Below are 26,267 nucleotides of genomic sequence, written 5' to 3'. Positions count from 1 at the left end.
ACCCTCAGGAGCCAAGTCACCCATGTGCGGAATCGTTGCCTACATCGGCCCCAAAGACGCCACCCCGTTCCTGCTCGAAGGCCTGCAGCGCCTGGAGTACCGCGGTTACGACTCGGCCGGTGTCGCCGTCACCGGCAAGGGCGGCGGCCTGAAGATCCGCAAGACCAAGGGCCGGGTCGCCGACCTCGCCGCCGCCGTGCCGGCCCGGTTCAAGGGCGGCACCGGCATCGGCCACACCCGCTGGGCCACCCACGGCGAGCCGAGCGACGCCAACGCCCACCCGCACCTGGACAACGCCGGCCGGATCGCCGTGGTGCACAACGGCATCATCGAGAACGCCGACCAGCTGCGCGAGAAGCTGATCGCCGACGGCGCGGTCTTCGCCTCGGAGACCGACACCGAGGTGCTGGTCCACCTGATCGCCGCGCACGCCGCCTCGGGGGCCGAGCTGGAGGAGGCGGTGCGCGCCGCGCTCGCCCTGGTGGTCGGCACCTACGGCATCGCGGTGGTCGACGCCGAGCAGCCCGACCGGATCGTGGTGGCGCGCAACGGCAGCCCGATCGTGCTGGGCATCGGCGAGAAGGAGATGTTCGTCGCCTCCGACGTCTCCGCCCTGGTCCGCTACACCCGTCAGGTGGTGCACCTGGAGGACGGCGAGCTGGCGGTGATCCGCGCCGACGGCTTCCGCACCTTCACCGAGGACGCGCGCCCGACGAACCGTCAGCCCTCCACCGTGGACTGGGAGATCGACTCCTACGACACCGCCGGGCACTCGCACTTCCTGATCAAGGAGATCCACGAGCAGCCCGCCGCCGTCGAGCGCACCCTCAGCGGCCGGCTGAACGAGCGCTTCGCCACCGCGCACCTGGGCGGCCTCAACATGGACGCCCGTGAGCTGCGCGACATCCGCCGGGTGAAGATCATCGGCTGCGGCTCCGCCTACTACGCGGGGCAGATGGGCGCCCAGCTGATCGAGGAGCTGGCCCGGATCCCCGCCGACAGCGAGCCGGCCTCCGAGTTCCGCTACCGCAACCCGGTGATCGAGGCCGACACCCTCTACGTCGCGGTCAGCCAGTCCGGCGAGACCTACGACACGCTGGCCGCCGTTCAGGAGGTCAAGCGCAAGGGCGGCCGGGTGCTCGGTGTGGTCAACACCGTGGGCAGCGCGATCGCCCGCGCCTGCGACGGCGGCATCTACCTGCACGCGGGCCCGGAGATCTCGGTGGCCTCCACCAAGGCCTTCACCTCCACGGTGATCGCCTTCGCGCTGCTGGCCCTGCACTTCGGCCGGATCAACGACCTCTCGCCGGCCGACGGGCGCCGGATCGTCGAGGGCCTCAAGGCGCTGCCGGAGCAGATCCGCGAGATCCTCCAGCGGGAGAAGGAGATCGCCGACCTGGCGGCCGAGTACGCCGACTGCCAGGGCATGATGTTCATCGGCCGGGTGCGCGGCTACCCGGTGGCCCGCGAGGGTGCGCAGAAGCTCAAGGAGATCAGCTACGTGCACGCCGAGGCCTACCCGGCCTCCGAGCTCAAGCACGGCCCGCTGGCCCTGATCAGCCCCGAACTGCCCACCGTGGCACTGCTTCCGGACGACGAGCTGCTCGACAAGAACCTCACCACGCTGGGCGAGATCCGGGCCCGGGCCGGGCGGGTGCTGGCCGTCGCGCACCGCACGCCGGACGCCAAGTTCGCCAACCACACCGTGCTGGTCCCCAAGAACGAGCCCGAGCTGGACCCGCTGCTGCTCAACATCCCGCTCCAGCTGCTCGCCTACCACGCGGCCGTGGCCCTGGAGCGTGACGTCGACAAGCCGCGCAACCTGGCCAAGTCGGTCACCGTCGAGTAGGAGCGCTGACCGAGAGCACACCGGGCCCCCGCCGTCCACCGACGGCGGGGGCCCGCTGCCCTGTTCCGGGGCCCCGGAGAGAAACCCGTACGGTTGCGGTAGGCCCTGGGTTCATAGGATGATCTTTGTGCCTCTTGTCTATTTCTGTGTCGAAAGGGGTCCCTGATGCGGCGACCACCGTGGGTGCCCGAGGACATGGATCTTGACCGGCCGGCCGCGGCCCGCGTCTACGACTACTACTTGGGCGGCTCGCACAACTTCGCGGCGGACCGGGAGATGGCCCGCAAGGCGATCACCATGTGGCCGGACCTGCCGCTGATCATGCGCGCCAACCGGGCCTTTCTGCGCCGCTCCGTCACGTTTCTGGCCGAACGCGGCTTCACCCGGTTCCTGGACATCGGCTCCGGCATCCCGACCTTCGGCGCGGTGCACGAGGTGGCCCGGGAGATCCAGCCGGACAGCCGGGTGGTCTACGTCGACAAGGACCCGGTGGCCGTCGCGCACAGCCGCCTGCTGCTCCAGGACGACCCGCTGAGCACCGTGGTCGACGCCGACCTCACCAACCCCGCCGACCTGCTCGCGCGCCCCGAGGTGGCCGAGCTGCTGGGCGCGGGCGAACCGGTCGCCCTGCTGCTGGTCGCGGTGCTGCACTTCGTCACCGACGAACAGGACCCCGAGGGCATCCTGCGCACCCTGCGCGCCGCACTGCCGCCGGGCAGCGCGCTGGCCATCTGCCACGCCTCGCTGGAGGGCGCGCAGGACCAGGCCGCCACCCACCAGGACCTCTACAACCGCACGCCCACCCCGCTGACCATGCGCTCGCTGGACCGGATCACCGGCTTCTTCGACGGCTTCGAGCTGCTCGACCCCGGCGTGGTCTACCTGCCGCAGTGGCACCCGGACGAGCCGACGGCGGTCGGCGAGCACCCGGAGCGGATGGTCGGCCTGGCGGGCGTGGGGCTCTTGCGGTGACCGCGCCGCCGCCGGAGGGCGACAGAGCAGCCGCTGCCGGGACCACCGACCCGGAGCAGTGGGCACGTCTGCTCAACAGCAGCCAGGGCGCGGCGATGCACCCGGGCGCGCTGAGCCGGCTGGTCGCCAGGCTGATCGACCTGCTGCTGGACGCCCAGCGCGCCGATCCGCTGGACGCGGGCCCGGCCGCCGAGGCCGGGGCGCTGCTGGTGGAGTCGCACTTCACCGACCCCGAGCTGCTGGCCAAGGCGATCGTGCTGCTGGCCGACGGCCAGCAGCACGATCGCGGCGCCGAACTCTCCGGGGCCTTCGCGGCGGGCTGGGCCGCGGCGCTGCGCGAGCGCACCCTGCACGAGCAGGAGGCGATCCGGCTGGCCGCCGACACCGCCCGCCGGGAGGCCGAGCGGGCGCTGCGCGAGTCGGAGGCCCGGTTCCGGGCGCTCTTCGAGAGCGCGGCGATCGGCATCGGCATCGGCGACGTCGAGGGCACCATCCTGGCGGCCAACAAGGCACTGCAGAATCTCTTCGGCGCCCGCCCCGAGGACATCCAGGGCCGGCGGGTCAACGACCTGGTGCACCCGGAGGACACCCCGGGGGTCTGGGAGGCCTACGAGGAGCTGGTCAGCGGCAAGATCGAGCACTTCTCGATCGACAAGCCGTACTACCGCCAGGACGGCGAGGTGATCTGGACCCACCTGACCGTCTCGCTGATCCGCGACGACGACGGCACCCCGGTCTACCAGGTGGCGATGCTGGAGGACATCACCGACCGCTACCGCCTGCAGGAGCGGCTGCGCCACCAGGCCACCCACGACCCGCTGACCGGCCTGCCCAACCGCTCGGCCTTCTTCGAGCGGCTGGAGGCGCTCTTCGAGACGCCCGAGCCCGGCGCCAGGTTCGGCCTGTGCTACGTCGACCTGGACGGCTTCAAGGTGGTCAACGACTCGCTCGGCCACGAGATGGGCGACCAGCTGCTGGCCGCGGTGGCGCTGCGCCTGGAGGCGGCGCTGCGCCCGCTGGGCCACCTGGTGGCGCGCCTGGGCGGCGACGAGTTCGTGGTGCTGCTGGAGGACTGCCGGGGCGAGCAGGAGGCGGTGGCCGCCGCCAAGACGGTGCTGGCCGCGCTCGCCAAGCCGGTGCCCATCGACGGACACCGGCTGGCGATCGGCGCCAGCGTCGGCGTGCTGGAGCGGCCGGTGGCGGCCACCACGCCGCTGGCCGCGGTGCGGGCCGCCGACCTGACCCTCTACCGGGCCAAGGAGGAGGGTCGCGGGCGCTGGACGCTCTTCGACCCGCAGCGCAACGCCCGCGCGGTGAGCCGCTACGCGGTCTCGGTGCGGATGCCGGTCGCGCTGGACCGCGGTGAGTTCTTCATCGACTACCAGCCGCTGTGCCTGCTGGCCGACGGTTCGCTCTCGGCGGTCGAGGCGCTGGTGCGCTGGCGCCACCCGCAGCTGGGCGTGCTCGGCCCGGACGAGTTCATCGGCACCGCGGAGGAGACCGGCCTGATCATGCCGCTGGGCCGCTGGGTGCTGGAGCAGGCCTGTGGCCAAGGGGCCGACTGGGTGCGGCGGTTCGGTGACCGGGCGCCGCAGGTCAACGTCAACCTGGCGGTGCGCCAGGTGCGCAACGCCGGGCTGGTCACCGACATCGACCGGATCCTGCGGGACACCGGACTGGACCCCAAGCAGCTGCAACTGGAGATCACCGAGAGCGCCGTGGTCGGCCCGGAGGACGATTCGCTGCGGGCGCTGCACTCGCTGGTGGACATGGGCGTCTCGTTGGCGGTGGACGACTTCGGCACCGGCTGGTCCAACCTCGCCTACCTGCGTGACCTGCCGGTCTCCGGGCTGAAGATCGCCGGCTCCTTCGTCCAGGACCTCAAGGAGTCCGGGCGCGAGCAGGTGCTGGGCTGGCGGATCGTGGGCGGGCTGGTCTCGCTGGCGCACACGCTGGGGCTGTCGGTCACCGCCGAAGGCGTGGAGAACGCCGACCACGCGGAGCGGCTGCGCTCGATGGGCTGCGACCGGGCGCAGGGCTGGCACTTCGGGCGGCCGATGCGGCCCGAGGAGGTCGAGCGCCGGATCCTCGGCCCGGGCTGAGGGCCGACCCGCCTGCCTCAACTCACCTGCCCCCAAGGGATTCCGGGGCGCGGTGCGGTGCCGGATCCCTTGACATATGGTCATGTCCAGGCCAAATTTGCGGGACCCCCACAGCTGAGGAGTCCCGCCGTGCAGATCTCCCGCGCCCTCCCCAAACCCTTGGCCGCCGCGGCGGTCGCCGTCCTGCTCGGCGGTGCGAGCGCGCTGGCCGGCGCGGCGCCCGCCGGCGCCGCGACCCCCGCCCATGCCCCCGCGGTGACGGTGAACTTCGCCGGCACCGTCGCGCTGGACGACTGCTCCGGCTCGGTGGTGCGGCTGCCGAACTCCCAGTCCGGCGACCCCGCGCTGGTGCTCACCAACGGCCACTGCCTGGAGAGCGGCATGCCGGACCCCGGTCAGGTGATCGTGAACCAGCCGTCCAGTCGCAGCTTCACGCTGCTGGACGCCTCGGGCAACGGTATCGGCACGCTGACCGCGAGCAAGGTCGTCTACTCCACCATGACCAACACGGATGTGACGCTCTATCAGCTGCCGAACAGCTACGCCGACATCCAGCAGCAGTACGGCATCAGCCCGTTGACGATATCCCCGGACCACCCGGTGGCCGGCAGCTCGATCGAGGTGGTCTCCGGCTACTGGCAGGCCACCTACTCCTGCTCGATCGACGGTTTCGTCTACGAACTCCACGAGGGTGACTGGGTCTGGAAGGACTCGGTCCGCTACACCCCCACCTGCAACACCATCGGCGGCACCTCGGGTTCGCCGGTGATCGACACCAGCACCGGCCTGCTGGTCGCGGTCAACAACACCGGCAACGAGAACGGCGAGACCTGCACCGTCGACAATCCCTGCGAGGTCGACCAGAACGGCAATGTGACGGTCCATCAGGGAACCAACTACGCCGAGGAGACCTACCTGCTGGACGCCTGCTTCGACCCCGGCAACCAGCTCGACCTCAACCTGCCCAACTGCACGCTGCCCCAGCCGCAGTAGTCCGCCGTGGCTCAGGCCCCGGTCGGGATGCCCTCGTCCGGGCGGACCAGCTTGAGCGGCAGGTGCGAGTTGACCTGGGCGATCCCCGGCAGCCCGCAGAGCACGTCGGTGTGGAAGCGCTCGTAGGCGGCCAGATCGGCCACGGCGACCCGGAGCAGGTAGTCCGGGTCGCCGAACAGCCGGTGCGCCTCCACCACCTCGGGCAGCGCCGCCACCTGCCGCTCGAACTCGGTGACCGTCGCCTTGTCCTCCTGGCGCATCACCACGGTCACGAACGCCTGGAAGCCGAGGCCGAGCGCCGCCCCGTCCAGCAGGGCGCGGTAGCCGCGGATCACCCCGTCCTGCTCCAGCTGGCGCACCCGGCGCAGGCAGGGCGAGGGGGTCAGGCCGACCCGATCGGCCAGGTCGGCGTTGCTGAGGCGACCATCCTGCTGGAGTTCGCGCAAGATTCTGCGGTCAATGCGGTCCATGGCGCACTATCCTGCCATGATCGCCGGGAGAGTCGCCCGAACTGGCCATCGGCTGCTAGCGCTCCTTCGCTAGCGTCGCCTCATCATGGACACGCACCTGCTCCTGCTCTTCCTCGGCGTCGACCTGCTGCTGGTCTGCACCCCCGGACCCGACTGGCTCTACGTGGTCGCCCGCAGCCTCGGCCAGGGCCGCCGCACCGGTCTGACCGCGGTGGCCGGCATCTGCGCCGGCTACGCCGTGCACACCCTGCTCGCGGCCGCCGGCCTGGCCGCCGCGCTGCGCGCGATACCCGCGGCACTGCCAGCGCTGCGCTACGTCGGCGCCGCCTACCTGGTGCTGATCGCGGTCAACATGCTGCGCGCCGCCCGCCGCGGCACCCCCGCGCTGGCCGCCTCCGCCGCCGGCCGCTCGACCGCCGCCGTGCTGCGCCAGAGCCTGCTGACCGCGCTGCTCAACCCCAAGGGCCTGCTGCTCTACCTCTCGCTGATCCCCCAGTTCATCGCCCCGCACGCCGCCCTCCCGATCGGCGGCCAGGTGGCCGTGCTCGGCGCCCTCAACGTCCTGGCCTGCGCCGGGATATACGGCGCGGTCGCACTCCTCGCCGGCCGCGCCGGAGGTTCACTGACCAACTCCGAACAGGGCGCCCGCCGCGTCTCCACCGCCTCGGCCGTCCTCCTCCTCGCCGTGGCCGCCGTCACCGCCACCGCGTAGCAACCCGGTCACCCGAGCTCGTCAGTCCGCTGTGGTGCCCAGCATCCGCAGCACCAGGTCGCCGTAGCGGGCGCCGAGCTCCTCGGGGCTCTCGCTGCTGCGCTCGTTGTACCAGCGGGCCACGTCGATGCCGAGCGAGGTGACCGCGCGGGCCGCGGTGCGGGTCTCGGCGACGCTGAAGTGGCCGGCCGCCACGCCCTCCTCGATCAGCTGCTTGACCGCCTCCTCGATCCGCCGGCGCAGCTCGGCGACCTCGGCGAAGTCCGCCTCGGGCAGCGCGCGCAGCTCGTAGTTGACGATCCGGCCCACGGTGTGGCCGCGTGCGTGCCAGGCGGTGAACTGCTCGACCAGCTGCCGCATCCGGGCCCGCGGGTCCCCCTCGCCCGCCGCCGCCTGCTCGACCAGGGCGAGGGTGGTGGCGTGCCCGTGCCGGCTGATCTCGGCGAGCAGCGCGGCCTTGGAGGGGTAGTGGATGTAGAGCGCGGCGGGGCTCATCCCGGCGGCGGTGGCGATGTCGCGGGTGGTGGTGGCGTGGAAGCCGCGGGAGGCGAAGGAGTCGACGGCGGCGAGCAGCAGTCGGCGCGCGGCCTCGGGGCGCTCCCCGGGCCACTCCTCGGCCAGGTGCTGCGCGGTGGTCATGGGCGACATCCTCGCACGGGTGGTGCGCCTCCCTCGGCCTGCGGCCGGGGACCCCCATCGGGCGCCGGACTGTTGACAGTGTGCCCTGAGCCCAAGATGCTAAGCAAGCGCTTAGTTACTACCACGAGGACGGCCATGACGCTTTCGTTCAAGGGACAGGTGGCCGTGGTCACCGGGGCGAGCCGGGGCATCGGCCTGGCGATCGCCCGCGAGCTCGTCGCCCACGGGGCCCGGGTCTGCATCACCGCCCGCAACCCCGAGCCGCTCGCCGAGGCGGTGCGGGACCTCGGCGGCCCCGAGCACGCCATCGCGGTGGCCGGCAAGGCCGACGACCCCGCGCACCAGCAGGATGCGGTGGACCAGGTGATGGCGGCCTTCGGCCGGCTCGACCTGCTGGTCAACAACACCGGGATCAATCCGATCTTCGGCCCGGTGCTGGAGACCGACCTGACGGCCGCGGCCAAGATCCTGGCCGTCAACGTGCTCGCGCCGCTCGCCTGGACCAGGCTCGCCCACCGGGCCTGGATGGGCGAGCACGGCGGCGCGGTGGTCAACGTCTCCTCCATCGCGGGTGTGCGCACCTCGCCGGGCATCGGCATGTACGGGGTCAGCAAGGCCGCGCTCTCCCGGCTCACCATGGAGCTGGCCGGCGAACTCGGGCCGGACATCCGGGTCAACGCGGTGGCCCCCGCCGTGGTCAAGACCAAGTTCGCCGAGGCGCTGTTCAGCGGGCGCGAGGAGGAGGCGGCCGCGCCCTACCCGCTCAAGCGGCTCGGCGTGCCGCAGGACGTGGCCGGTGCGGTGGCCTTCCTGCTCTCCGAGGACGCGGCCTGGATCACCGGGCAGACCCTGGTGCTGGACGGCGGCGTGACCCTGGGCGGTGGGCTGTGACGGCCCCCTCGGGCGGCCCGCTGAGCGGCCGGCGCTGCGTGGTGACCGGCGCCGGGCGCGGGATCGGCGCGGCGCTGGCCGAGGCCTTCGTGGCCGAGGGCGCCCAGGTGGTGGTCAACGACCTGGACGCCGGGGCGGCCGCCGCGACCGCCGCCCGGCTGGGCGCGGTGGCCGTGCCGGGCGACGCCGCGAGCCGCGAGGGCGTCGCGGCGCTGATCGAAGCGGCCCGGGCCGAGCTGGGCGGCATCGACGTGTACTGCGCCAACGCCGGGGTCGGCACCAGCGGCGGCGCGGACGCGCCCGAGTCCGCGTGGAGCGCCGCCTGGGAGGTGAACGTGATGGGCCACGTCCGGGCCGCCGAACTGCTGCTGCCCGAGTGGCTGGAGCGCGGCGAGGGCCGGTTCGTCGCCACCGTCTCGGCCGCCGGACTGCTCACCATGCTCGGCTCGGCCCCCTACTCGGTCAGCAAGCACGCCGCGCTCGCCTTCGCCGAGTGGCTCTCCGCCACCTACCGGCACCGGGGCGTGCGGGTGCACGCGCTGTGCCCGCAGGGCGTGCGCACCAAGATCCTTCAGGACGCGGGACGGGTGGGCGAGGCGCTGATGGGCGCCACCGCCCTGGAGCCCGCGCAGGTGGCGCGCGAGGTGCTGCGGGCGATCGCCGAGGAGCGGTTCCTGATCCTGCCGCACCCCGAGGTGGCCGGCTACTACGCGAACCGGGCCACCGACCCGGACGGCTGGCTCGGTGCGATGAACCACCTGCAGCGCAAGATCGTGGAGGGACAGGCGTGAGGGCTTGGCAGGTAGGCGAGTTGGGGCTGCCGCGCGAGGTGATGCGGCTGGTCGAGGACGCCCCGGTGCCCGTCCCCGGCGAGCACCAGGTGCTGGTGAAGGTGCGGGCGGCGGCGGTCAATTTCCCGGACGCGCTGATGTGCCTGGGGATGTACCAGGTGAAGCCGCCGCTGCCGTTCACCCCGGGCGTCGAGCTCTGCGGCGAACTGCCCTCCGGTGAGCTGGTGATCGGCAATCCGGTGGCCGGCACCGGGGCGTTCGCCGAGTACGCGCTGCTGGACGGGCGGGCGCTCTTCCCGGCGCCGGCGGCGCTGGACGAGGCGCAGTGCGCCGCGCTGCACATCGGGTACCAGACCGCCTGGTTCGCGCTGCACCGCCGGGCCGCACTGCGGGCGGGGGAGACCCTGCTGGTGCACGCGGCGGCGGGCGGCGTCGGCAGCGCGGCCGTACAACTGGGCAAGGCGGCCGGCGCCCGGGTGATCGGCGTCGTCGGCGGCGCCGAGAAGGCCGCGGTGGCCCAGGAGTTGGGCTGCGACGTGGTCGTCGACCGCACCGGCGAGGACTTCGTGGCCGCCGTCAAGGAGGCCACCGGCGGACGCGGCGCGGACGTGGTCTTCGACCCGGTGGGCGGCGATGCCTACACCGGGTCGACCAGGTGCATCGCCTTCGAGGGCCGGATCGTGGTGGTCGGCTTCGCCAGCGGCAGCATCCCGACGCCCGCGCTCGGGCACCCGCTGGTGAAGAACTACTCGGTGCTCGGCCTGCACTGGGGGCTCTACAACACCAAGGACCCGGCGGCGGTGCGGGCCGCCCACCAGGAGCTCACCAAGCTGGCCGAGGCCGGCCTGGTGCGCCCGCTGGTGAGCGAGCGGCTGGCCTTCGAGCAGGCCGCGGACGGCGTGCAGCGGGTCGCCGAGGGGAAGACCACCGGGCGCGTGGTGATCCTGACCTGAAGCCGTCGATGCCCCGGGGAGCGGCTCCCCGGGGCATCGACGTGTCAGGGCGTGCCTCTCAGGCCGGCAGGTTCGCCAACTCGGCGAGCTTGGCGCGGTGGTGGCCCGGAGTGCCGAGGGCCAGCTGGTCGGCCTTGGCCCGCTTGAGGTAGAGGTGGGCCGGGTGCTCCCAGGTCATCCCGATCCCGCCGTGCAGCTGGATGCACTCCTCGGCGGCCCGCACCGCCACCGTGCCGCAGTGCGAGGCGGCCACCGCGACCAGCAGCGGCGCGTCCGCCGCCGCGCCCGCCAGCGCGTCGGCCGCGGCCCGGGCGGCGGCCCGGGCACCGACCACCTCCAGCCACAGGTCCGCCAGGCGGTGCTTGAGCGCCTGGAAGGAGCCCAGCTGCCGGTTGAACTGCCGCCGCTCGCGCAGGTATTCGACGGTGGTCGCCAGGCACCACTCGGCGATCCCCAGCTGCTCGGAGGCGAGCATCCCGGCGCCGGTGAGCAGCGCGTGCTCCAGCACCGCCGGGTCCTCGGTCACCAACTCGCCCGGGGCGTCATCGAGTACGACGTCCGCCAGCGGGCGGGTCTGGTCCAGCGAGGTGCGCGGTGGAACGGTGAAGCCGCGCTCCACCACCCACAGCGCCCCGCCCACCACCGGTACCACCAGCAGGTCGGCCGTCAGTGCGTCGGCCACCGAACTGACCCACCCGGTCAGCCGGCCGCCCGCCACCCGCACGGTCGGCGCTCCGCCCGAGAACGGCATGACCAGGGTCCCGGTCCGCTCGCCCGAGGCCAACCGCTGGTCGGCCGGGCCGAGCGCCACCGTCGCCAGCACCGCGCTGCCCAGGAACGGGGTGGGCGCCAACGAGCGGCCCAACTCCTCCATCACCACCGCGACTTCGCGCAGCGAACCTCCGGAGGCCGGATCCTGCAGCCCGGCCGCGCCCAGCTCCACCGCGAGCGCCCGCCACAGCGCCGGGTCGTAGCCCTGGCCGGCGGTGATCCGGGCCAGCACCGCCTCGGCCGGGCTGCGGTCGTGCAGCAGATCGCGCACGCTGGCCCGCAGCTCCTCCTCGATCTCGGAGTACAGCAGGTTCACCGGGACAGCTCCTTCCACGGGACGTCCTTGTCGGTGCGAGGCTCGGGCGGCAGGCCGAGCACCCGCTCCGCGATGATGGTGCGCAGGATCTCGCTGGTCCCGCCCTCGATCGAGTTGCCCTTGGCCCGCAGGTAGCGGTAGCCGGCCTCGCGGCCGTTGAAGTCCACGAGTTCGGGGCGGCGCGGCGTCCAGTCGTCGTAGCCCAGGCCCTCCTCGCCGAGCAGTTCGACCTCGAAGCCGGTCAACTGCTGGGCCAGCCGGGCGAAGCCGAGCTTGCCGCCGGCGCCCTCGGGGCCGGGCTGGCCGGCCGCCAGCTGCTGGCGCAGCCGCTCGCCGGTCAGCCGGAGCACCTCGGCGTCCACCCAGTGCTGGAGCAGCCGCTGGTGCAGCTCGGCGGTGCGCAACTCGGGCCGCTCGCGCCAGGTTTCGGCGACGATGCCGATCAGGCCGCCCTCCCGCGGGGTGCGCTGGCCGCCGATCGCCACTCGTTCGTTGTTCAGCGTGGTCTGGGCCACTCGCCAGCCCTCGCCGACGGCGCCGAGCCGGTCGGTGTCGGGGATCCGCACGTCGGTCAGGAAGACCTCGTTGAACTCCGCCTCGCCGGTGATCTGCCGCAGTGGGCGGACCTCCACGCCGGGGTCGGTCATGTCGCAGACGAAGTAGGTGATGCCCTGGTGCTTGGGCACCGCCGGATCGGTGCGGGCGATCAGGATCGCCCAGCGCGCGGTGTGCGCGGAGGAGGTCCACACCTTCTGGCCGTTGACCAGCCAGCTGCCCTCGGCGTCCGGCACCGCGCGGGTGGCCAGCGCCGCCAGGTCGGAGCCGGCGCCGGGCTCGCTGAACAGCTGGCACCAGACCTCCTCGCCGGTCCACAGCGGGCGCAGCCAGCGCTGCTGCTGCTCGGCGGTGCCGTAGCGCAGGATGGTGGGCGCCGCCATGCCCAGGCCGATGCCGATCCGGCGCGGGTCGTTGTCCGGCGCGCCGGCGTCGGCCAGCTCGGCGTCCACCACGGCCTGCAGTGCGCGCGGCGCGCCGAGGCCGCCGAGCCCGAGCGGGAAGTGGACCCAGGCGAGACCGGCGTCGAAGCGGGCGCGCAGGAAGTCGAGCCGATCGACTTCCGAGGGCGGGTAGGCGGCCAGCAACTCCTGTGTCCGTGCCCGGAGATCGTCCTCGCTCACCCCTGGTACCTCCGCAGCTCGCGGCGCGCCAGCGAGCGCCGGTGCACCTCGTCCGGACCGTCGGCCAGCCGCAGCGTGCGGTTGCCCGCCCAGAGCTGGGCCAGCGGGGTGTCCTGGCTGACCCCCGCCGCGCCGTGCGCCTGCACGGCCTTGTCCAGGATCCACTCGACGGTCTGCGGGACCGCGATCTTGATCGCCTGGATCTCGGTGTGCGCGCCCTTGTTGCCCACGGTGTCCATCAGCCAGGCCGTCTTGAGCACCAGCAGCCTGGCCTGCTCGATCCGCACCCGGGACTCGGCGATCCAGTCCTGCACCACGCCCTGCGCGGCCAGCGGCTTGCCGAAGGCGACCCGCTCGGTGACCCGGCGGCACATCAGCTCAAGTGCCCGCTCGGCGAGCCCGATCGCCCGCATGCAGTGGTGGATCCGCCCGGGGCCGAGCCGGGCCTGGGCGATCGCGAAGCCCGAGCCGGGCTCGCCGATCAGGTTGGCGGCCGGCACCCGGACGTCCTCGAAGAGCACCTCGGCGTGGCCGCCGTGGTCACGGTCCTCGTAGCCGAAGACCGTCATCGCCCGCTTGACCGTGACGCCCGGGGTGTCGCGCGGCACCAGGATCATCGACTGCTGGCGGCGCGGGTCGCCGTGCGGGTCGGTCTTGCCCATCACGATGAAGATCCTGCAGTCGGGGTTCATCGCCCCGGTGATGTACCACTTGCGGCCGTTGACCACGTAGTCGTCGCCGTGCCGCTCGATCCGGGTCTCGATGTTGCCGGCGTCCGAGGAGGCCACCTCGGGCTCGGTCATCGCGAACGCGGAGCGGATCTCGCCGTTGAGCAGTGGCTCCAGCCACTGCTTGCGCTGCGCCTCGTCGCCGAACTGCGCCAGCAGCTCCATGTTCCCGGTGTCGGGGGCCGCACAGTTGACCGCGGCCGGCGCCAACAGGATGCTGCGCCCGGTCAGTTCGGCGAGCGGCGCGTACTGCAGATTGGGCAGCTCGCAGAAGAGGTTCCACAGGCCCTGCGCCCGGGCCTCGCGCTGGAGTTCGCGGATGACGGCCGGCGTCGACCAGTCCTCGTTGACGACCAGGCGCGACTCGGCGGGGTAGACGTGTTCGGTGAGGAAGGCCGAGAGCTGTTCGCGCAGCTCCTCGGTGCGGGAGTCGAAGGCGAAGTCCATGCGGTTCAGCGCTCCTTGAGTGCGGTCAGGCCGTGCGCGACGAAGAGCGGGACGAGGTCGCCGACCCGGTCGAAGCCGGCCCCGACCGTGCGGCCCTGGCCGTAGCGGTAGTGGATGCCCTCCAGCACCACGGCGAGCTTGAACGAGGCGAAGGCCACGTACCAGTCGACGGCGGCCACGTCCCGCCCGGAGCGGTCGGCGTAGCGGTCGATCAGCTCGGCGCCGGACGGGAAGCCGGGCGCCAGTGCGACCCCCGGGATCACCCCGGCGAACTCCGCGGCCAGTTCGGTGTACATCACCAGCAGCCCGAGGTCGGTGAGCGGGTCGCCGAGGGTGGACATCTCCCAGTCGAGCACGGCGGTGATCCGGTCGTCCGGGCCGACCAGCACGTTGTCCAGCCGGTAGTCACCGTGCAGCAGGGTGGGCGCGGGGGAGGGCGGCAGGGTGGTGGCCAGCTTGGCGGCCAGTTCGTCGATCCCGGCCACCTCGCGGCTGCGGGAGGCCGCGAGCTGCTTGCCCCAGCGCTGCACCTGCCGGGCCAGGAAACCCTCAGGGCGCCCGAAGTCGGCCAGGCCGACTTCCTGCGGGTCGACAGCGTGCAGCGCGACCAGCGTGTCCACCAGGTGATCCGCCAGCGCGCGCACCCGGGCCGGCCCGAGCGCGGCCAGCGCGGCGCTGTCGCGGTGCGCGGTGCCGTCCACGAACTCCATCAGGTAGAACGGTGCGCCGATCACCGCCGGGTCCTCGGTCAGCCGCACCGTGCGCGGCACCGGGACGGGCGAACCGGCGAGCGCGCCGATCACCCGGTACTCGCGGGCCATGTCGTGTGCGGTGGCCAGCACGTGCCCCAGCGGCGGGCGGCGCAGCACCCAGCGCTGCTCGCCGTCGGTCAGCCGGTAGGTCAGGTTGGAACGGCCGCCCTCGATCAGCTCGGCGCTCAGCGCTCCGGTGCCCAGATGGGCCTGGAGGGCGGCGAGGTCGAGTCCGGGGGGATTGTCGGTCATGGCATCCTCGGCGAGAGTGGGACTGACTAAGCGCTTGCTTAGCCTCTCGCTCCTGGCAGGGGATGTCAACGGCTGGGCATGTCAACGGAAGCGGCGGGGCCGCGCCCACCCGGTGGTGGACGCGGCCCGTGGCTTCGCTGGACTGCTCAGTGGTGGTCGGAGCGTCGGCGGTGCAGCACGAAGCTCTCCATCGGGCTGATCGATCCGTCCGGCTGGGCCACCCGGTAGTAGGTGACATGGATGCTGGTGGTGCCGCCCGGCTTGGTGCCCGGGTCCACCGTGAAGGCGGCGAAGCCGTAGGAGTGGTCCAGGTCCCGCACGCCCACCCACGGCGCGTCCTCGTGCACGTACACCGGCGTGCGCTTGCCGTTCGCCCCCACCGCGCCGACCCCGGTGATCACCTTGGCCTGGGCGGGCTTGAAGAACTGGCTGTTGGTCGGCGAGGAGGTGCCGCCACCGCCCAGCACCATGTGCACGGTGCCCTGCGAGGTGTCCATCACATCGGTGGCGGTGGAGACCGGGTTCGGGGTCAGCGTCTCCGAGCCGGAGATCGTGCCGCGCACCGGCAGCGAGCGCTCGTAGTCGTGCTCGTGGCCGCAGACCACCAGGTCCACCTGGTAGCGGTCGAAGAGCGGTCCCCACTGCTCGCGCACCCCGCGGTCGGCGCCGTTGGCGTCCGAGGAGCTGATCACGACTTGATGCATGCAGACCACCACCCAGTCGATCGAGTGGTCGGCCCGGGCCTTGGCCAGGTCCTTCTCCAGCCAGGCGCGCTGGGCGCCACCGCTGTAGCCGTGCACGTAGGCGTCGCCGGCGTCCTGGTAGGCCACGTCGTCGTTCTGCAGCACCACCACGTGCACCGAGCCGACCGTGAAGGAGTACCACAGACCCTTGGTCTCGTCGTCGCCGCCGTTGTCCGGCAGGTCGAAGCGGGTCTGGAAGGCGGTGAAGCCGATCGGCCCGTTGGACTTCTCGTTCTCGTGGTTGCCGGCCGCCGGCATCCACGGGCGGTAGCGCGCCGAGCGGGTGTTGTTGGCGAAGAAGCCCTGCCAGGTGCGCAGCCGGTCCGGCGAGATGTTGGCGTAGCAGAGGTCGCCGTTGAGCAGGTGGAAGAGCGGGTCGACCTGCTCGATGCCGGCCACGATGTCCGCCGAGGCGGGCGAGGCTATGCCGCTGGGCACCGAGGTGTAGCCGCCCTTGCCGTCCGGCTGCCAGGTGGTGTTCGGCACCGCCTGGTCCCCGAAGCTGGTGAAGGTGAACGCCTGCCGGCCGCGCGCGGCGGTGCGGAAGGTGCCGGCGTCCGGGCGGCCGCCGTCGTGCAGCGCGGCGTAGGTGTAGTAGGTGCCGGGCTTCAGGTTGGTCAGCCGGGCGTGGTGGGTGTGGACGATCCGGTTGCTGACGCCGTCGGTGTAGGTCCGGGTGTCGGCGGCCACGGTGTGCCCGAAGCCGCCCTCCAGGGTGCCGAAGCGCACCCGGGGGTTGCGCACCTGCCCGTCGGTGGTCCAGGAGACGCTCATCTGGCGGGTCGGGTCGGTGCCGAAGGTCAGGTGCAGCCCCTCCACCGCCGGGGCGCCGAGCGACTCGGGGCGGGTGAGCAGCAGCGGGGAGCCCTGGCCCTGATCGGCCGTCGACCCGTCGCCCGACTCACTGCCCGACTCACTGTCCGACCCGCTGCCCGACCCGTCGTCAGCAGCCGCCCTGGTCGCGCCGAGCAGCGGCCCGGCGGCCAGCGCGGCACCGCCCACCCCGGCCGTCAGCCGCAGCGCGGCCCGCCGGCTCACGCTGCTGCCACCGCTGCTCTGCTCGGGGGCGTCATGGGACTGCTCCACGGGAACTCCTCGTCTGGGGGTCGTTGACGGCCGCTCACGCTAGCGGCCGCCTACCCCGGTCCGGTGAACGGAATTCGGCGCCCCACTGAACGCTGACAGGGGTTACAGTGGTCACCATGCGCACACCGATGCTCCCGATCAGCTGGTGGCCGTCCTAGGACGGCCGCGCATATCCCATGCCCTGGGCCGTCCGGACGGACGGCCCTTCTGCTTTCTCCATCGCACGGGCCCACGCCGGACGGCCACCCCGTGCCACCCCCACAGGAGAAGCAGATGACCACCCGAACCCTCCCCCAGACCCGCCCCCGCGTGCTGACCGGCGACCGTCCCACCGGCCGACTCCACCTGGGCCATTACTTCGGCTCCTTGCAGAACCGGGTCCGCCTGCAGGCCGAGGGCGCCGAGCTGTTCGTGGTGATCCCCGACTACCAGGTGCTCACCGACCGCGATGTGGCCGACCGACTCGCCGAGTACGTCGAGGAGTTGCTGCTCGACTACCTGGCGGTGGGGATCGACGCCGAGCGCGCGGTGATCTTCACGCACAGCTCGGTGCCCGCCCTCAACCAGCTGCTGCTGCCCTTCCTCTCCCTGATCAGCGCCGCCGAACTGCACCGCAACCCCACGGTCAAGGACGAGATCGCGCACTCGCGCCAGTCCCAGGTCAGCGGCCTGATGCTGACCTATCCGGTGCACCAGGCCGCCGACATCCTCTTCTGCAAGGCCGCACTCGTGCCGGTCGGCCAGGACCAGCTGCCCCACCTGGAGGTCGCCCGCACCGTCGCCCGCCGCTTCAACGCCCGCTATCCGCACGCGGGTTCGCCGCTCTTCCCGGAGCCACAGGCGCTGCTCTCGGAACTCCCGCTGCTGCTCGGCACCGACGGCGGCAAGATGAGCAAGAGCCGCGGCAACGCGATCGCCCTGGGCGCGAGCGCCGACGAGACGGCCCGCCTGCTGCGCGGCGCGAAGACCGACACCGACCGCCGCATCACCTACGACCCGCAGCGCCGCCCCGAAGTGGCCAGCCTGCTGCGCCTGGCCGCCCTCTGCCAGGGCCGCGACCCGCACTCGGTGGCGGAGCAGATCGGCGACGGCGGCGCGAGCGCCCTCAAGACCCTGGTCACCGAAGCGGTCAACGAACACCTGCGCCCCATCCGCGCCCGCCGCGCCGACCTCGAAGCCGACCGCGCCCACCTCCGCAAAGTCCTCTCCCGCGGCAACACCCGCGCCAACGAGGTCGCCGAGGCCACCCTGTCCGAAGTCACCGAGGCGATGGGGATGCGGTACTGAGCGGGCGCGAATCGCCCGCGTGGCGGGGCCCGGTGGGCGGTCGGCGCGGTACCCTCGTCCGGTGGACGGGGGGCCTGATGGCACGGTTGGTCGGTACGGCAACACGGTCGCCGGACAGGCCTGGATCGGTGGCAGCCTGCAGGCCCGCGATGTGCACGGCACGGTCAACCTGAACGGCGCGCTCAGTCGTGAGACGCTGCCGGTGCCGCGCCAACTCCCCGCTGTGCCTTTGCCGGTGCTCGGGAGAGAGTCCGAGCTGGCCGATCTCGACACCCTGTTCGAGGCAGCCGTACCGCTGGTGGCGTTGACCGGGCCGGTCGGCGTCGGCAAGTCCGCGCTGGCCCTGTGCTGGTCCCACCGCCGCGCATCGGCTTTCCCGGACGGGCAGTTGTACGCGGACCTTCGGCTGCGCGCCGATGGGCCGGTGGACCCGGCCCAGCCGCTCGCCGCGTTCCTGCGGGCGTTCGGTGTCACGGCGGTACCGGCGGACCTCGCCGAAGGCGCGGCGCTGTGGCGGTCCCTGGCCGCGGAACGGCGACTTCTGCTGCTTCTGGAGGATGTGCTGACAGCGGATCAGATCACTCCGCTGCTGCCCGGATCGGGTGGTTCTCTGGTGATTGTCACCAGCAGACGGCGGTTGACCGGCCTCGGTGCCGCCGGTGCGGCCCGCCGCCCGCTCGGTCCGCTGTCGAGAGAAGCGTTGACCGCCATCCTTGCTGCCCGAATCGGTCCGAGCCGGGTATCGGCGGAGCCGCAGGCCGTGCACCACATCGTCGGCTGGTGCGCGGGCGTGCCGCTGCTCGCCGGCGCCGTCGCAGCCCGCGTCGAGGGGCGGCCCGGACTGGTGATCGCCACCGCGACACGGGAGTTGGAGCAGCGCGGCGGGCGGCTCGCCGCGTTCGACCGGATGAGCGGGCACGTGCTGCGCCGAGCACTGGACGACTCCTGCCGGCTGTTGTCGCCGGAGGCGGCCGGGCTCTACCGGATGCTCGGGCTGCTGCCGTTCGCCGACTTCACCGGCGATGACGCCCACGCGGTTTCGCTGATCGCCGCCGAGAGGCTCCCCGCGGTCCTGGAGGAACTGCTCGAAGCCGGCCTGGCCGAGGAGCTCGGTGCCGGGCGCTACCGCTGCTCCGCACTGGTTCGCCTGCACGCCCGGGCCTGCGTCGATGAAAAGGAGACTCCGGGGGTCCAGTACGAAGCCCTGTGTCGACTGCTGGACTGGTACCTGGCCACCGCCAGCGCGGCGGAGGCCCTTCTCACCCCGACCCACCGCAACCTGCGGCGCGACTACGTGGCACCGGTACCGCAGCCGCCCTTCGACCAGGCGGATCCACACGGTGCATTGGACTGGCTGGATCGAGAGCGCCATCACCTGATGAGGCTGGTCGAGGTCGCGGCAGCGACCGGCCATGACACTGTCGCCTGGCAGCTGGTCGACGCGATGTGGCCGCTCTTCCTGCGACTGCGCCCGTATGACCTGTGGATCGCCGCTCATGAGCTCGGTCTCGCCGCCGCGCGGCGCCAGGGGGATCAGGCGGCGGAGGCCCGGATGCTGACCTCGGCCGGTGTGGGCCTGTACAGCGTGGGCCGGGTGGGTGAAGCGACGAACCGCTTCACGCAGGCGCTTGAGCTGGCCCGTGCGCGCGCTGATCGGCGGGATGAGGCTCAGGCCTGGCACGGCCTTGGACAGTCCCACCGGATCGCGGGCCGACTGGCCGAGGCGGAGCGCTGCTTCCATCAGGCCCTGCGGCTTCGTCTCTCCATCGGCTACGCCCGCGGAGCCGCGCTGACCAGGCTCTCTCTGGCCGAACTCCTGCTGGCCAAGGGGCGACCCGCAGAGGCGGTGCCCGGTCTGCTCGCCGCGCACGATGCCTTCATCGAACTCGACGACCAGTACGAGGCGGCCCGGGCACTGGGCCACCTGGGCCGGGCCCAGCGCGAGAGCGACCTGCCGGCGGAGGCCGAGGAGACGCTCCTCCGGGCACTCGACTACTTCCGGGAGACCGGTTCGCGTCACTGGCAGGCGTCGATCCTGGAAGAGCTGGGTCAGGCCGTGCAGGCGCGGGGGCGGTTGTCGGAGGCGCTGCTCCGCTACCGACAGTCACTCGACTACTTCGCCGAGGCCGGCGGCGACCAGGAGCTCTATCAGCCCGACCAGCAGCGGCTGCGTCAGCGGATCCGCATGGTGGAGGCCCGGTCGGCCGACGCGACCGGGCCGGGGTGACCGGGCCGACGCGACCGGGCCGGCGTGCGTGGTCCGGTCACCAGGACCGCCGGTGGCTCTGCTCGGCCAGGGGGACGGGGAGTTCGAGTGGTTCGGTCGGGGGTTCGCCGTTCGGCTCGTCGAGCAGCAGCAACCGGTAGAGAAGACCGCGCATGTTCCGGTTGAACCGGCCCGGTTCCGAGGAGATCTGCTCGGCGATCGGCCGGTACCTCTCGCGGCGGTATTCCGTTGCCGCACGTTCGAGCTGCTCGTCGAGCGGTTGTCGTGCCGAGAGCCAGGGGCCCGTACGGGCGAGTCGCGCGCCGGGGGAGCGCGGATTGACGTCCTGCTGCGGATCGTGACTGATCAGGATGGGGGCACTGGTCATTGCTCCGTACAGCGTGAGAGAGCCGTGGTCACCGATGATGAAGTCCGCGGCGATCAGCAGCGGCCTCCAGTCCAACTCCGGCTCGATCAGGAAGGGGTGGCCGTTCGGGTCGTTCCCGAGCCATGATCTGATCTGCCAGCCTCCGTGCCCTGCCCACACATTGGGGTGCAGCAGCAGCGCGATGCGGTAGCGCTCGGCAGGAAGCTCGGTGCGCAGCCGGGGGAGCAGCGAGCCGATCCGCTGGAACAGCGATCCGCTGCCCCAGGTGGAGCAGACCAGGAGCAACCGCTCGTCCTCGCGCAGCCCGAGTGCTCGGCGGTGGACCGCGCGGCGCGGCAGCTCTGCGGCGATGCGGTCGTACGAGGCGTCACCGACCACGGAGGCGATGGGCAGCGCTTCCGGGCAGCAACGCGCCAGCTCCGCCGCGTCGTTCCGGTGCGCGAGCGCGAGTGCGGCAGGTACCACCCTGCCGTCCCAGGTGAGGTAGCGCCGACCGAGTCCGGCGACGGTCCGGTCCGGGCCGTCATCGGGCCGGGACAGCTTCAGGTATCCGACCCCGTGCGGCAGGTGGACCAGCGGCCCGCGCAGTTGCTCGGTGCCCCGGGCACCGGCGGCCAGGATCAGATCGAAATTCGTGCGGACGGCCACCTCCCAGGGCAGCACCCTGCCGCCCAGCCGCTGGAGGAAGCCCTCGACACCGCTGTTGAACGGGTGCGGGCCCACCGTGAACACGAGTTGGGTCCGCAGGTCGGCCCGGAACAGTGGGAGCAGATCCCGCAGCCGCTGCCCGTACACCAGGGTATGGACCACCACCAGGACCTGCTTGCAACCGGGCAGGGTCGTCCACTGCCCGGCGATCGGGTCCGACCGGCCGGCCGTCACCGTGGGGACGGCCGGCGTCAGGGGCGGCAGGGCTGCCTCGGTCAGCAGGGCAACGAGCTGCTCGCTACTGCGCAGGGCGGCGGTGGTCAGCGCCTCATGGGTCGCTCCGGCCAGCCGCGGCGAGAGAAAGGCCGAGTCGAGGCCGAACAGCGGGGATGCGCGGATTTCCTGCTCATCGGCGAAGCTGTCCAGGGCGGCACCGGTGACCGGGTGGTCCGGGTCGCTCAGGGCGACTGCCAGTGCATGCTGGTCGACCACCGACTCGCGCGCCGCGTTGATCAGTACGGATCCTGGGCGCATCAACGCGAGTTCGCGGTGTCCGATCAGCCTTTGGGCCTGCTCGGTCCGCGGTCCGTGCAGTGAGACCACGTCGCACAGCGCCAGGAGTTCGTCGAGTGACTCCGCTCGCTGTACTCCGGCCGGGGCGTCCGCTGCGTTCGAGCGGGGGCAGTAGACGACCACCGGCATGCCCAGCGCCGTGGCCCGGCCACTCAATGCCCGGCCGGCGTGACCGAACCCGACGATCCCGAGGGTCAGACTCGTCAACTGGCGAGGCCGCGGAACCGCCAGGCCGCGGTTGAGGGACAGCAGTTGGGTGAGCGCGAACTCCGCGACGGCATCCGCGTCGCCCCCGGGCGTATGGCCGACCCGGATGCCGTGGCGGATGGCCGCGGGCACGTCGATGTGGGCGGTGTCGGGGCCGGCCTGGGCGATGACGCGCAGCGGATGCCGCTGCCGGGGAGCGGTTCCCGCCCGGAACAGGGCCTCGCCCAGTGGCACGGCCAACCGGGTCTTGAGGGCGTCGAAGCCGAGGCCGTCGCGGGTGATCTCGTCCAGCAGCCCGTCCCGGTCGAAGCCGTCGAGGTCGGTGAAGGTCACGCGCTCCTGATAGGCCCGCCGCACGGCGACCCGATCGGCGACCCGCCGCAGGTTCAGGGTGATGTCCGGGCCGAGCGAGAGGAGGTGGTCGATCTCGCGGTACAGCAACTCGTCGGGGGCGGCGTCGATCACCAGCACCCGGAACCGGCGGGTACCGACCGGCGGGCGCGGACCGCCGGGCGCGGTGCTGGGTGGGGCGAGACTCGGACCGATCACGCCTGCCAGCATGCACCAGGCTCGTGCGGGCCTGACGCGCGGGCCTCGGGGCTTGTGCGCACGCGCTTGGAGAAAGGTCCAAGAGTCCGCGTGGTCGGGGTTGATCCTGCGGGAGCTATTGACGAGGCGGGCACCGCTTCCTAGATTCACTGCATCGCGGAAGTTGCCTTCCACATCGTGGAATTGGTGCTTTCTGTTTCTGCTCGCCTGGGCCGGACCTGTTCGCCGCAGGTACCGGTGGGTGGACGGCCGTCCCGCCGTCCGCCAGGGTCGTCCCAGCGTCACCGTGCTCCGTCCCGCACTTCGGTCGTCGTTCCCGGACCCGAAGCCACCACCGGTCAGATGTGGAGGGACCACAGTCATGGGCCGTCAGGATCTGGTGTCGCAACCGGACACCGCCATCGCCGTACCGGACATCGCCGCACCGGAGAGCGCCGCACCGGAGATCGCCGAGCCCGTGGGGGAGCCGGCCGCCGGCCACCCGGTGGACGACCTGCTGCCGCTGGGGCGGATGTCGGCGGGCGCGCTCCAACACGTGGCCAGCATGTATGCGGGCGTCGCCGCGCCGCCGCTGATCATCGGCGGCGCGGTCGGTCTGACGGCGTCCCAACTGACCACGCTGCTGGCCGCGAACCTCTTCCTCGCCGGGGTCGCGACCCTGCTGCAGACGCTCGGGGTGTGGCGGATCGGCTCGCGGCTGCCGTTCGTCAACGGCGTCTCGTTCGCCACCGTCTCGCCGGTGCTGGCCGTGGTGGCGGCGAAGCAAGGGGCCGCGCTGCCGTTGATCTTCGGCTCCACGCTGATCGCGGGGGTGGCCTGCTTCCTGCTGGCGCCGGTGCTCTGCCGGCTGGTCCGCTTCTTCCCGCCGGTGGTCAGCGGCACCGTGATCACCTTGATCGGCGTCTCGCTGCTACCGGTGGCCGGCAACTGGGCACAGGGCGGCGACGCGCACGCGCGGGGCTACGGCTCGCCGGGCAACCTCGCGCTCGCGGGGGTCACGCTGCTCGCCGTGCTGCTGTTCAACCGCTTCCTGCGGGGCTTCCTGCAGCGGATCGCGATCCTGTGCGGCCTGCTGGTCGGCACGCTGGTGGCGGTCCCGTTCGGGAAGGTGAACCTGCACGCGCTCGCCTCGCTGCCGGTCTTCGAGCTGCCGCACCCCTTCGCCTTCGGTGCGCCGCGCTTCGAGACCGCCTCGATCGTCTCGATGCTGGTGGTGATGCTGGTCGCGATGACCGAGTCCACCGCCGACATGATCGCGCTCGGCGAGGTGGTGGAGCGTCCCGCCGACGACCGCACGATCGCGGCGGGACTGCGTGCGGACGGGCTGGCCACCGCGCTCGGCGGGGTGTTCAACGGCTTCATCTGCTCGGCCTTCGCGCAGAACATCGGCCTGGTGGCGCTGACGAAGATCCGCAGCCGGTTCGTGGTGGCGCTCGGCGGCGCCTTCCTGATCGTGATGGGCCTGATGCCGATGGTCGGCGGCCTGGTCTCGCTGGTCCCGCAGCCGGTGCTGGGCGGCGCCGGGGTGGTGCTCTTCGGCTCGGTGGCGGTGGCCGGGCTGCGGACGCTGGGCAAGGCCGACCTGTCGGCCGGGTCCAACGCGCTGATCGTGGCGGTGAGTCTGGCGCTCGGTATCTTCCCGATCGCGTACCCGGACTTCTACCACGCCTTCCCGCAGCAGCTCGCGACGATCCTGAGTTCGGGCATCTCGGCGGGCTGCCTGGCGGCGATCACGCTGAACCTGCTCTTCAACCACCTGGGGCGCGGGCTCTCCCGCAGCTCCGTTCAGGCGCCGTCATAGGCCTTCTGCAGGGCGGCGATGTCCAGCTTGCCCATCTTGTACATCGCCTCGGTGGTCCGCACGGCCTTCACCGGATCGGGGTCGCTGACCAGCTCAAGCAGCAGGGTCGGCACCACCTGCCAGGAGACGCCGAACCTGTCCTTCAGCCAGCCGCAGGGACCCTCCTGGCCGCCGTTCTCGCTGAGTTCGGTCCAGTAGTAGTCCACCTCCGCCTGGTCCGCGCAGCCGATCTGGAACGAGATGGCCTCGCTGAAGGTGAACTGCGGCCCGCCGTTGAGGCCCACGAAGCGCTGGCCGTTGATCTCGAACTCGACGGCCAGCACGCTGCCGGCCGGCCCGGGACCCGCCTCGGTGTACCGGCCGATCCGGCCCAGCTTCCCGCCCTTGAAGATCGAGACGTAGTAGTTCGCCGCCTCCTCGGCCTGTCCGTCGAACCACAGGCACGTGGTGAATCCGCCGGTAGCCATGCCTACCTCCTCCTACCCGGGCATCCCCACCATCCTCGCGCGCACGGACGGACGCCGCGACCGCGTCACTCCTGCGCCGGCGCGTCCCAGACCATCCCCTGGGCGCGCCCGACCGGCTGGAAGCGCGCCTCGGGGAAGACCGCGCCGTACGCCCGCTCGAAGCCCTCCCGGCTGAGGTAGCGGTCGCCGGCCCGGTGCTCCAGCCAGTCGCCGGTGGAGAGCCGGAAGATCTCCCACGCCGTCGCCGGCCCGCGCCCCACCACGTTCTGCGCGAGCTTGCGCACCGAGCCGCAGTACAGCCACCAGCGCGGCGTGGCCGGCCGCCGCGAGACGGTGTCGATCAGCACGGCCCGCCCGCCCGGCGCGACCAACGATCGGATGTGCCGCAGCGCCGCGCCGAGGTCGGGGACGTGGTGCAGCGTCGCGGCGCTGAGCACGAAGTCGTACGGGCCGGTCATCTCCAGCAGGTCGGCAGCCCGGTAGCGCACATTGTCACGTGGCCGCTTGCGGCGGGCCAGCTCGATCATCGGTACCGAAACGTCGATGGCGTCGACGTCCGCGTACCGCTTTGCGAGTACCCCGCATGCCGCCCACCCCCGCACCCGAGATCCAACGCCCGCCCGCCCTTCGCCGGCCGCAGCACCTGCGGCAACCAGTCGCCCACCGGATCGCCGACCAGCTCGTGCAGCCGCTCGTACTCCTCGGCGACGTGATCGAAGGACTGCGGGTCACGGGGCATCGGGCGGCTCCTGCTTGAGGCGAACTGGCCTGTCCACCCCCGAGGTTAGGCCACCCGTCGTGCTCCCGTACGCCCCTGGCCGCGGCAGCCGATCCGGAGGACGATGCCTCCCGTCGAACCAGAAAGGGAGGCAGCGTGCTCACTCGCAAGCTCGCCCTCGTCCTGACCCCGGTCCTCGCCACCACCGGCTTCCTCGCGACCTCCGCCCCGGCGCAGGCCGACCCCACGCCCGGCATCACCTGCACCGGTTGGACCTACACCACCTACACCCCGGGCCTGACCGACACCGTCCAGCCCACCACGGTGGTCGACGAGGGCAACCTCAACATCATCACCGACCACAGCCCGACGGGCAGTTGCCTCGCCGTCGGCTCCGCCGCTACGGCCGGCAGCCGGGATGTGACGGCCCTGATCGACCTGAGCTGCACCCAGCTGATCACCGAGACCGGGACGGAGACGGTCGCCTGGAACGACGGCCGGTCCACCTCGTTCCCCTTCACGGCCTCCGTGCTGCGCGGCCTGTCCAACACCGTCATCACCGAGACCGGCACGGTCACGGCCGGCGAGTTCTCCGGCGACCACGTGGTCGAGACGTTCACCGCCCTCAACCTCGCCTTCGCCGCCTGCCTGACCCCCGCCGGCGTCACAAGCCTCGACTACGCCGACGTCATCACCATCACACCGCTGTAGGTCGGCTGGTTCGGCTACTACCTCACTCGCCCGGACGCGGAACTTCGGGTATTGGCTCACGGGCTCC

Annotated in this window: 22 protein-coding genes; 12 read left to right on the top strand and 10 right to left on the bottom strand. The window is 72.2% G+C overall.

The genetic code is table 11. The annotated features are described in order from the left end of the window. Positions 1-22: 22 nt before the first annotated feature. From glmS to ACFZB9_RS32580, 4 genes are all read left to right on the top strand, one after another. Positions 23-1,849 carry a glutamine--fructose-6-phosphate transaminase (isomerizing) gene (gene glmS / locus ACFZB9_RS32595; protein ID WP_391453228.1) on the top strand — a complete coding sequence of 609 codons (1,827 nt, stop codon included), beginning with the start codon at positions 23-25 and terminating at the stop codon, positions 1,847-1,849. A gap of 165 nt (positions 1,850-2,014) precedes the next feature. After that, positions 2,015-2,821 carry an SAM-dependent methyltransferase gene (locus tag ACFZB9_RS32590; protein ID WP_391453226.1) on the top strand — a complete coding sequence of 269 codons (807 nt, stop codon included), beginning with the start codon at positions 2,015-2,017 and terminating at the stop codon, positions 2,819-2,821. Beyond that, positions 2,818-4,923, top strand: coding sequence for a putative bifunctional diguanylate cyclase/phosphodiesterase (locus tag ACFZB9_RS32585; protein WP_391453224.1), 2,106 nt, complete (start codon positions 2,818-2,820; stop codon positions 4,921-4,923). Before ACFZB9_RS32590 ends, ACFZB9_RS32585 begins: the two co-directional genes overlap by 4 nt. Before the next feature lie 135 nt (positions 4,924-5,058). Beyond that, on the top strand, positions 5,059-5,916 hold the full coding sequence (locus tag ACFZB9_RS32580; protein ID WP_391453268.1) for a serine protease: 858 nt from the start codon (positions 5,059-5,061) through the stop codon (positions 5,914-5,916). 11 nt (positions 5,917-5,927) lie between these two features. Here the strand turns inward: ACFZB9_RS32580 and ACFZB9_RS32575 are convergent, their stop codons facing one another. Continuing rightward, the gene (locus ACFZB9_RS32575) at positions 5,928-6,386 is read right to left on the bottom strand and encodes an Lrp/AsnC family transcriptional regulator (RefSeq protein WP_391453222.1); all 459 of its coding nucleotides are present in this window, start codon (positions 6,384-6,386) and stop codon (positions 5,928-5,930) included. Positions 6,387-6,471: 85 nt separating this feature from the next. Here ACFZB9_RS32575 and ACFZB9_RS32570 point away from each other — a divergent pair, with 85 nt between their 5' ends. Beyond that, a complete protein-coding gene (locus ACFZB9_RS32570) occupies positions 6,472-7,098 on the top strand; it encodes a LysE family translocator (protein WP_391453220.1) in 627 nt (208 codons plus the stop codon). 21 nt (positions 7,099-7,119) lie between these two features. Here ACFZB9_RS32570 and ACFZB9_RS32565 read toward each other — a convergent pair whose 3' ends face one another. Then, complete coding sequence (locus tag ACFZB9_RS32565) at positions 7,120-7,737, bottom strand: TetR/AcrR family transcriptional regulator (protein ID WP_391453219.1); 618 nt, start codon at positions 7,735-7,737, stop codon at positions 7,120-7,122. 135 nt (positions 7,738-7,872) lie between these two features. Here ACFZB9_RS32565 and ACFZB9_RS32560 point away from each other — a divergent pair, with 135 nt between their 5' ends. The 3 genes from ACFZB9_RS32560 to ACFZB9_RS32550 are packed head-to-tail and all read left to right on the top strand — an operon-like array spanning position 7,873 to position 10,372. Beyond that, complete coding sequence (locus ACFZB9_RS32560; RefSeq protein WP_391453217.1) at positions 7,873-8,628, top strand: SDR family oxidoreductase; 756 nt, start codon at positions 7,873-7,875, stop codon at positions 8,626-8,628. Further along, positions 8,625-9,419, top strand: coding sequence for an SDR family oxidoreductase (locus tag ACFZB9_RS32555; protein WP_391453216.1), 795 nt, complete (start codon positions 8,625-8,627; stop codon positions 9,417-9,419). The genes ACFZB9_RS32560 and ACFZB9_RS32555 overlap by 4 nt, the downstream gene beginning before the upstream one ends. Next, a complete protein-coding gene (locus ACFZB9_RS32550; protein WP_391453214.1) occupies positions 9,416-10,372 on the top strand; it encodes an NADPH:quinone oxidoreductase family protein in 957 nt (318 codons plus the stop codon). Before ACFZB9_RS32555 ends, ACFZB9_RS32550 begins: the two co-directional genes overlap by 4 nt. 58 nt (positions 10,373-10,430) lie before the next feature. Here the strand turns inward: ACFZB9_RS32550 and ACFZB9_RS32545 are convergent, their stop codons facing one another. The 5 genes from ACFZB9_RS32545 to ACFZB9_RS32525 all read right to left on the bottom strand — a co-directional run bounded on the left by ACFZB9_RS32545 (position 10,431) and on the right by ACFZB9_RS32525 (position 16,645). Then, on the bottom strand, positions 10,431-11,459 hold the full coding sequence (locus ACFZB9_RS32545; RefSeq protein ID WP_391453212.1) for an acyl-CoA dehydrogenase family protein: 1,029 nt from the start codon (positions 11,457-11,459) through the stop codon (positions 10,431-10,433). Beyond that, positions 11,456-12,637: an acyl-CoA dehydrogenase family protein gene (locus tag ACFZB9_RS32540; RefSeq protein ID WP_391453211.1), complete on the bottom strand. Its 1,182-nt coding sequence runs from the start codon at positions 12,635-12,637 to the stop codon at positions 11,456-11,458. The genes ACFZB9_RS32545 and ACFZB9_RS32540 overlap by 4 nt, the downstream gene beginning before the upstream one ends. Further along, positions 12,634-13,812 carry an acyl-CoA dehydrogenase family protein gene (locus ACFZB9_RS32535; protein WP_391453210.1) on the bottom strand — a complete coding sequence of 393 codons (1,179 nt, stop codon included), beginning with the start codon at positions 13,810-13,812 and terminating at the stop codon, positions 12,634-12,636. The genes ACFZB9_RS32540 and ACFZB9_RS32535 overlap by 4 nt, the downstream gene beginning before the upstream one ends. Positions 13,813-13,817: 5 nt before the next feature. After that, positions 13,818-14,816 (bottom strand): phosphotransferase family protein, encoded by a 999-nt coding sequence (locus ACFZB9_RS32530; protein WP_391453209.1) that lies wholly within the window; start codon positions 14,814-14,816, stop codon positions 13,818-13,820. 146 nt (positions 14,817-14,962) lie between these two features. After that, on the bottom strand, positions 14,963-16,645 hold the full coding sequence (locus ACFZB9_RS32525) for a purple acid phosphatase family protein (protein WP_391453208.1): 1,683 nt from the start codon (positions 16,643-16,645) through the stop codon (positions 14,963-14,965). A gap of 273 nt (positions 16,646-16,918) precedes the next feature. Between ACFZB9_RS32525 and trpS the strand changes: the two genes are divergently transcribed. Further along, positions 16,919-17,932 (top strand): tryptophan--tRNA ligase, encoded by a 1,014-nt coding sequence (trpS, locus tag ACFZB9_RS32520; RefSeq protein WP_391453207.1) that lies wholly within the window; start codon positions 16,919-16,921, stop codon positions 17,930-17,932. 61 nt (positions 17,933-17,993) lie between these two features. Further along, a complete protein-coding gene (locus tag ACFZB9_RS32515) occupies positions 17,994-20,159 on the top strand; it encodes a tetratricopeptide repeat protein (RefSeq protein ID WP_391453205.1) in 2,166 nt (721 codons plus the stop codon). Positions 20,160-20,196: 37 nt separating this feature from the next. Here ACFZB9_RS32515 and ACFZB9_RS32510 read toward each other — a convergent pair whose 3' ends face one another. After that, positions 20,197-22,503 carry an NAD(P)-dependent oxidoreductase gene (locus tag ACFZB9_RS32510; RefSeq protein ID WP_391453203.1) on the bottom strand — a complete coding sequence of 769 codons (2,307 nt, stop codon included), beginning with the start codon at positions 22,501-22,503 and terminating at the stop codon, positions 20,197-20,199. Positions 22,504-23,014: 511 nt separating this feature from the next. Here ACFZB9_RS32510 and ACFZB9_RS32505 point away from each other — a divergent pair. Beyond that, a complete protein-coding gene (locus tag ACFZB9_RS32505) occupies positions 23,015-24,304 on the top strand; it encodes a nucleobase:cation symporter-2 family protein (RefSeq protein ID WP_391453267.1) in 1,290 nt (429 codons plus the stop codon). On the opposite strand, the gene ACFZB9_RS32500 is transcribed toward ACFZB9_RS32505, so the two are convergent. Both ACFZB9_RS32500 and ACFZB9_RS32495 read right to left on the bottom strand, forming a co-directional pair. Continuing rightward, positions 24,289-24,771, bottom strand: coding sequence for a VOC family protein (locus ACFZB9_RS32500; RefSeq protein WP_391453201.1), 483 nt, complete (start codon positions 24,769-24,771; stop codon positions 24,289-24,291). The genes ACFZB9_RS32505 and ACFZB9_RS32500 overlap by 16 nt on opposite strands. Positions 24,772-24,836: 65 nt before the next feature. Further along, a complete protein-coding gene (locus ACFZB9_RS32495; RefSeq protein ID WP_391453265.1) occupies positions 24,837-25,427 on the bottom strand; it encodes a class I SAM-dependent methyltransferase in 591 nt (196 codons plus the stop codon). Positions 25,428-25,645: 218 nt separating this feature from the next. Here ACFZB9_RS32495 and ACFZB9_RS32490 point away from each other — a divergent pair, with 218 nt between their 5' ends. Beyond that, positions 25,646-26,200: a hypothetical protein gene (locus ACFZB9_RS32490; RefSeq protein WP_391453200.1), complete on the top strand. Its 555-nt coding sequence runs from the start codon at positions 25,646-25,648 to the stop codon at positions 26,198-26,200. The last annotated feature ends 67 nt before the right edge of the window (positions 26,201-26,267 follow it).

Source organism: Kitasatospora sp. NPDC008050, from assembly GCF_042957465.1.
Classification (GTDB): Bacteria; Actinomycetota; Actinomycetes; order Streptomycetales; family Streptomycetaceae; genus Kitasatospora.
This window is presented reverse-complemented; position numbering and strand designations above follow the sequence as displayed.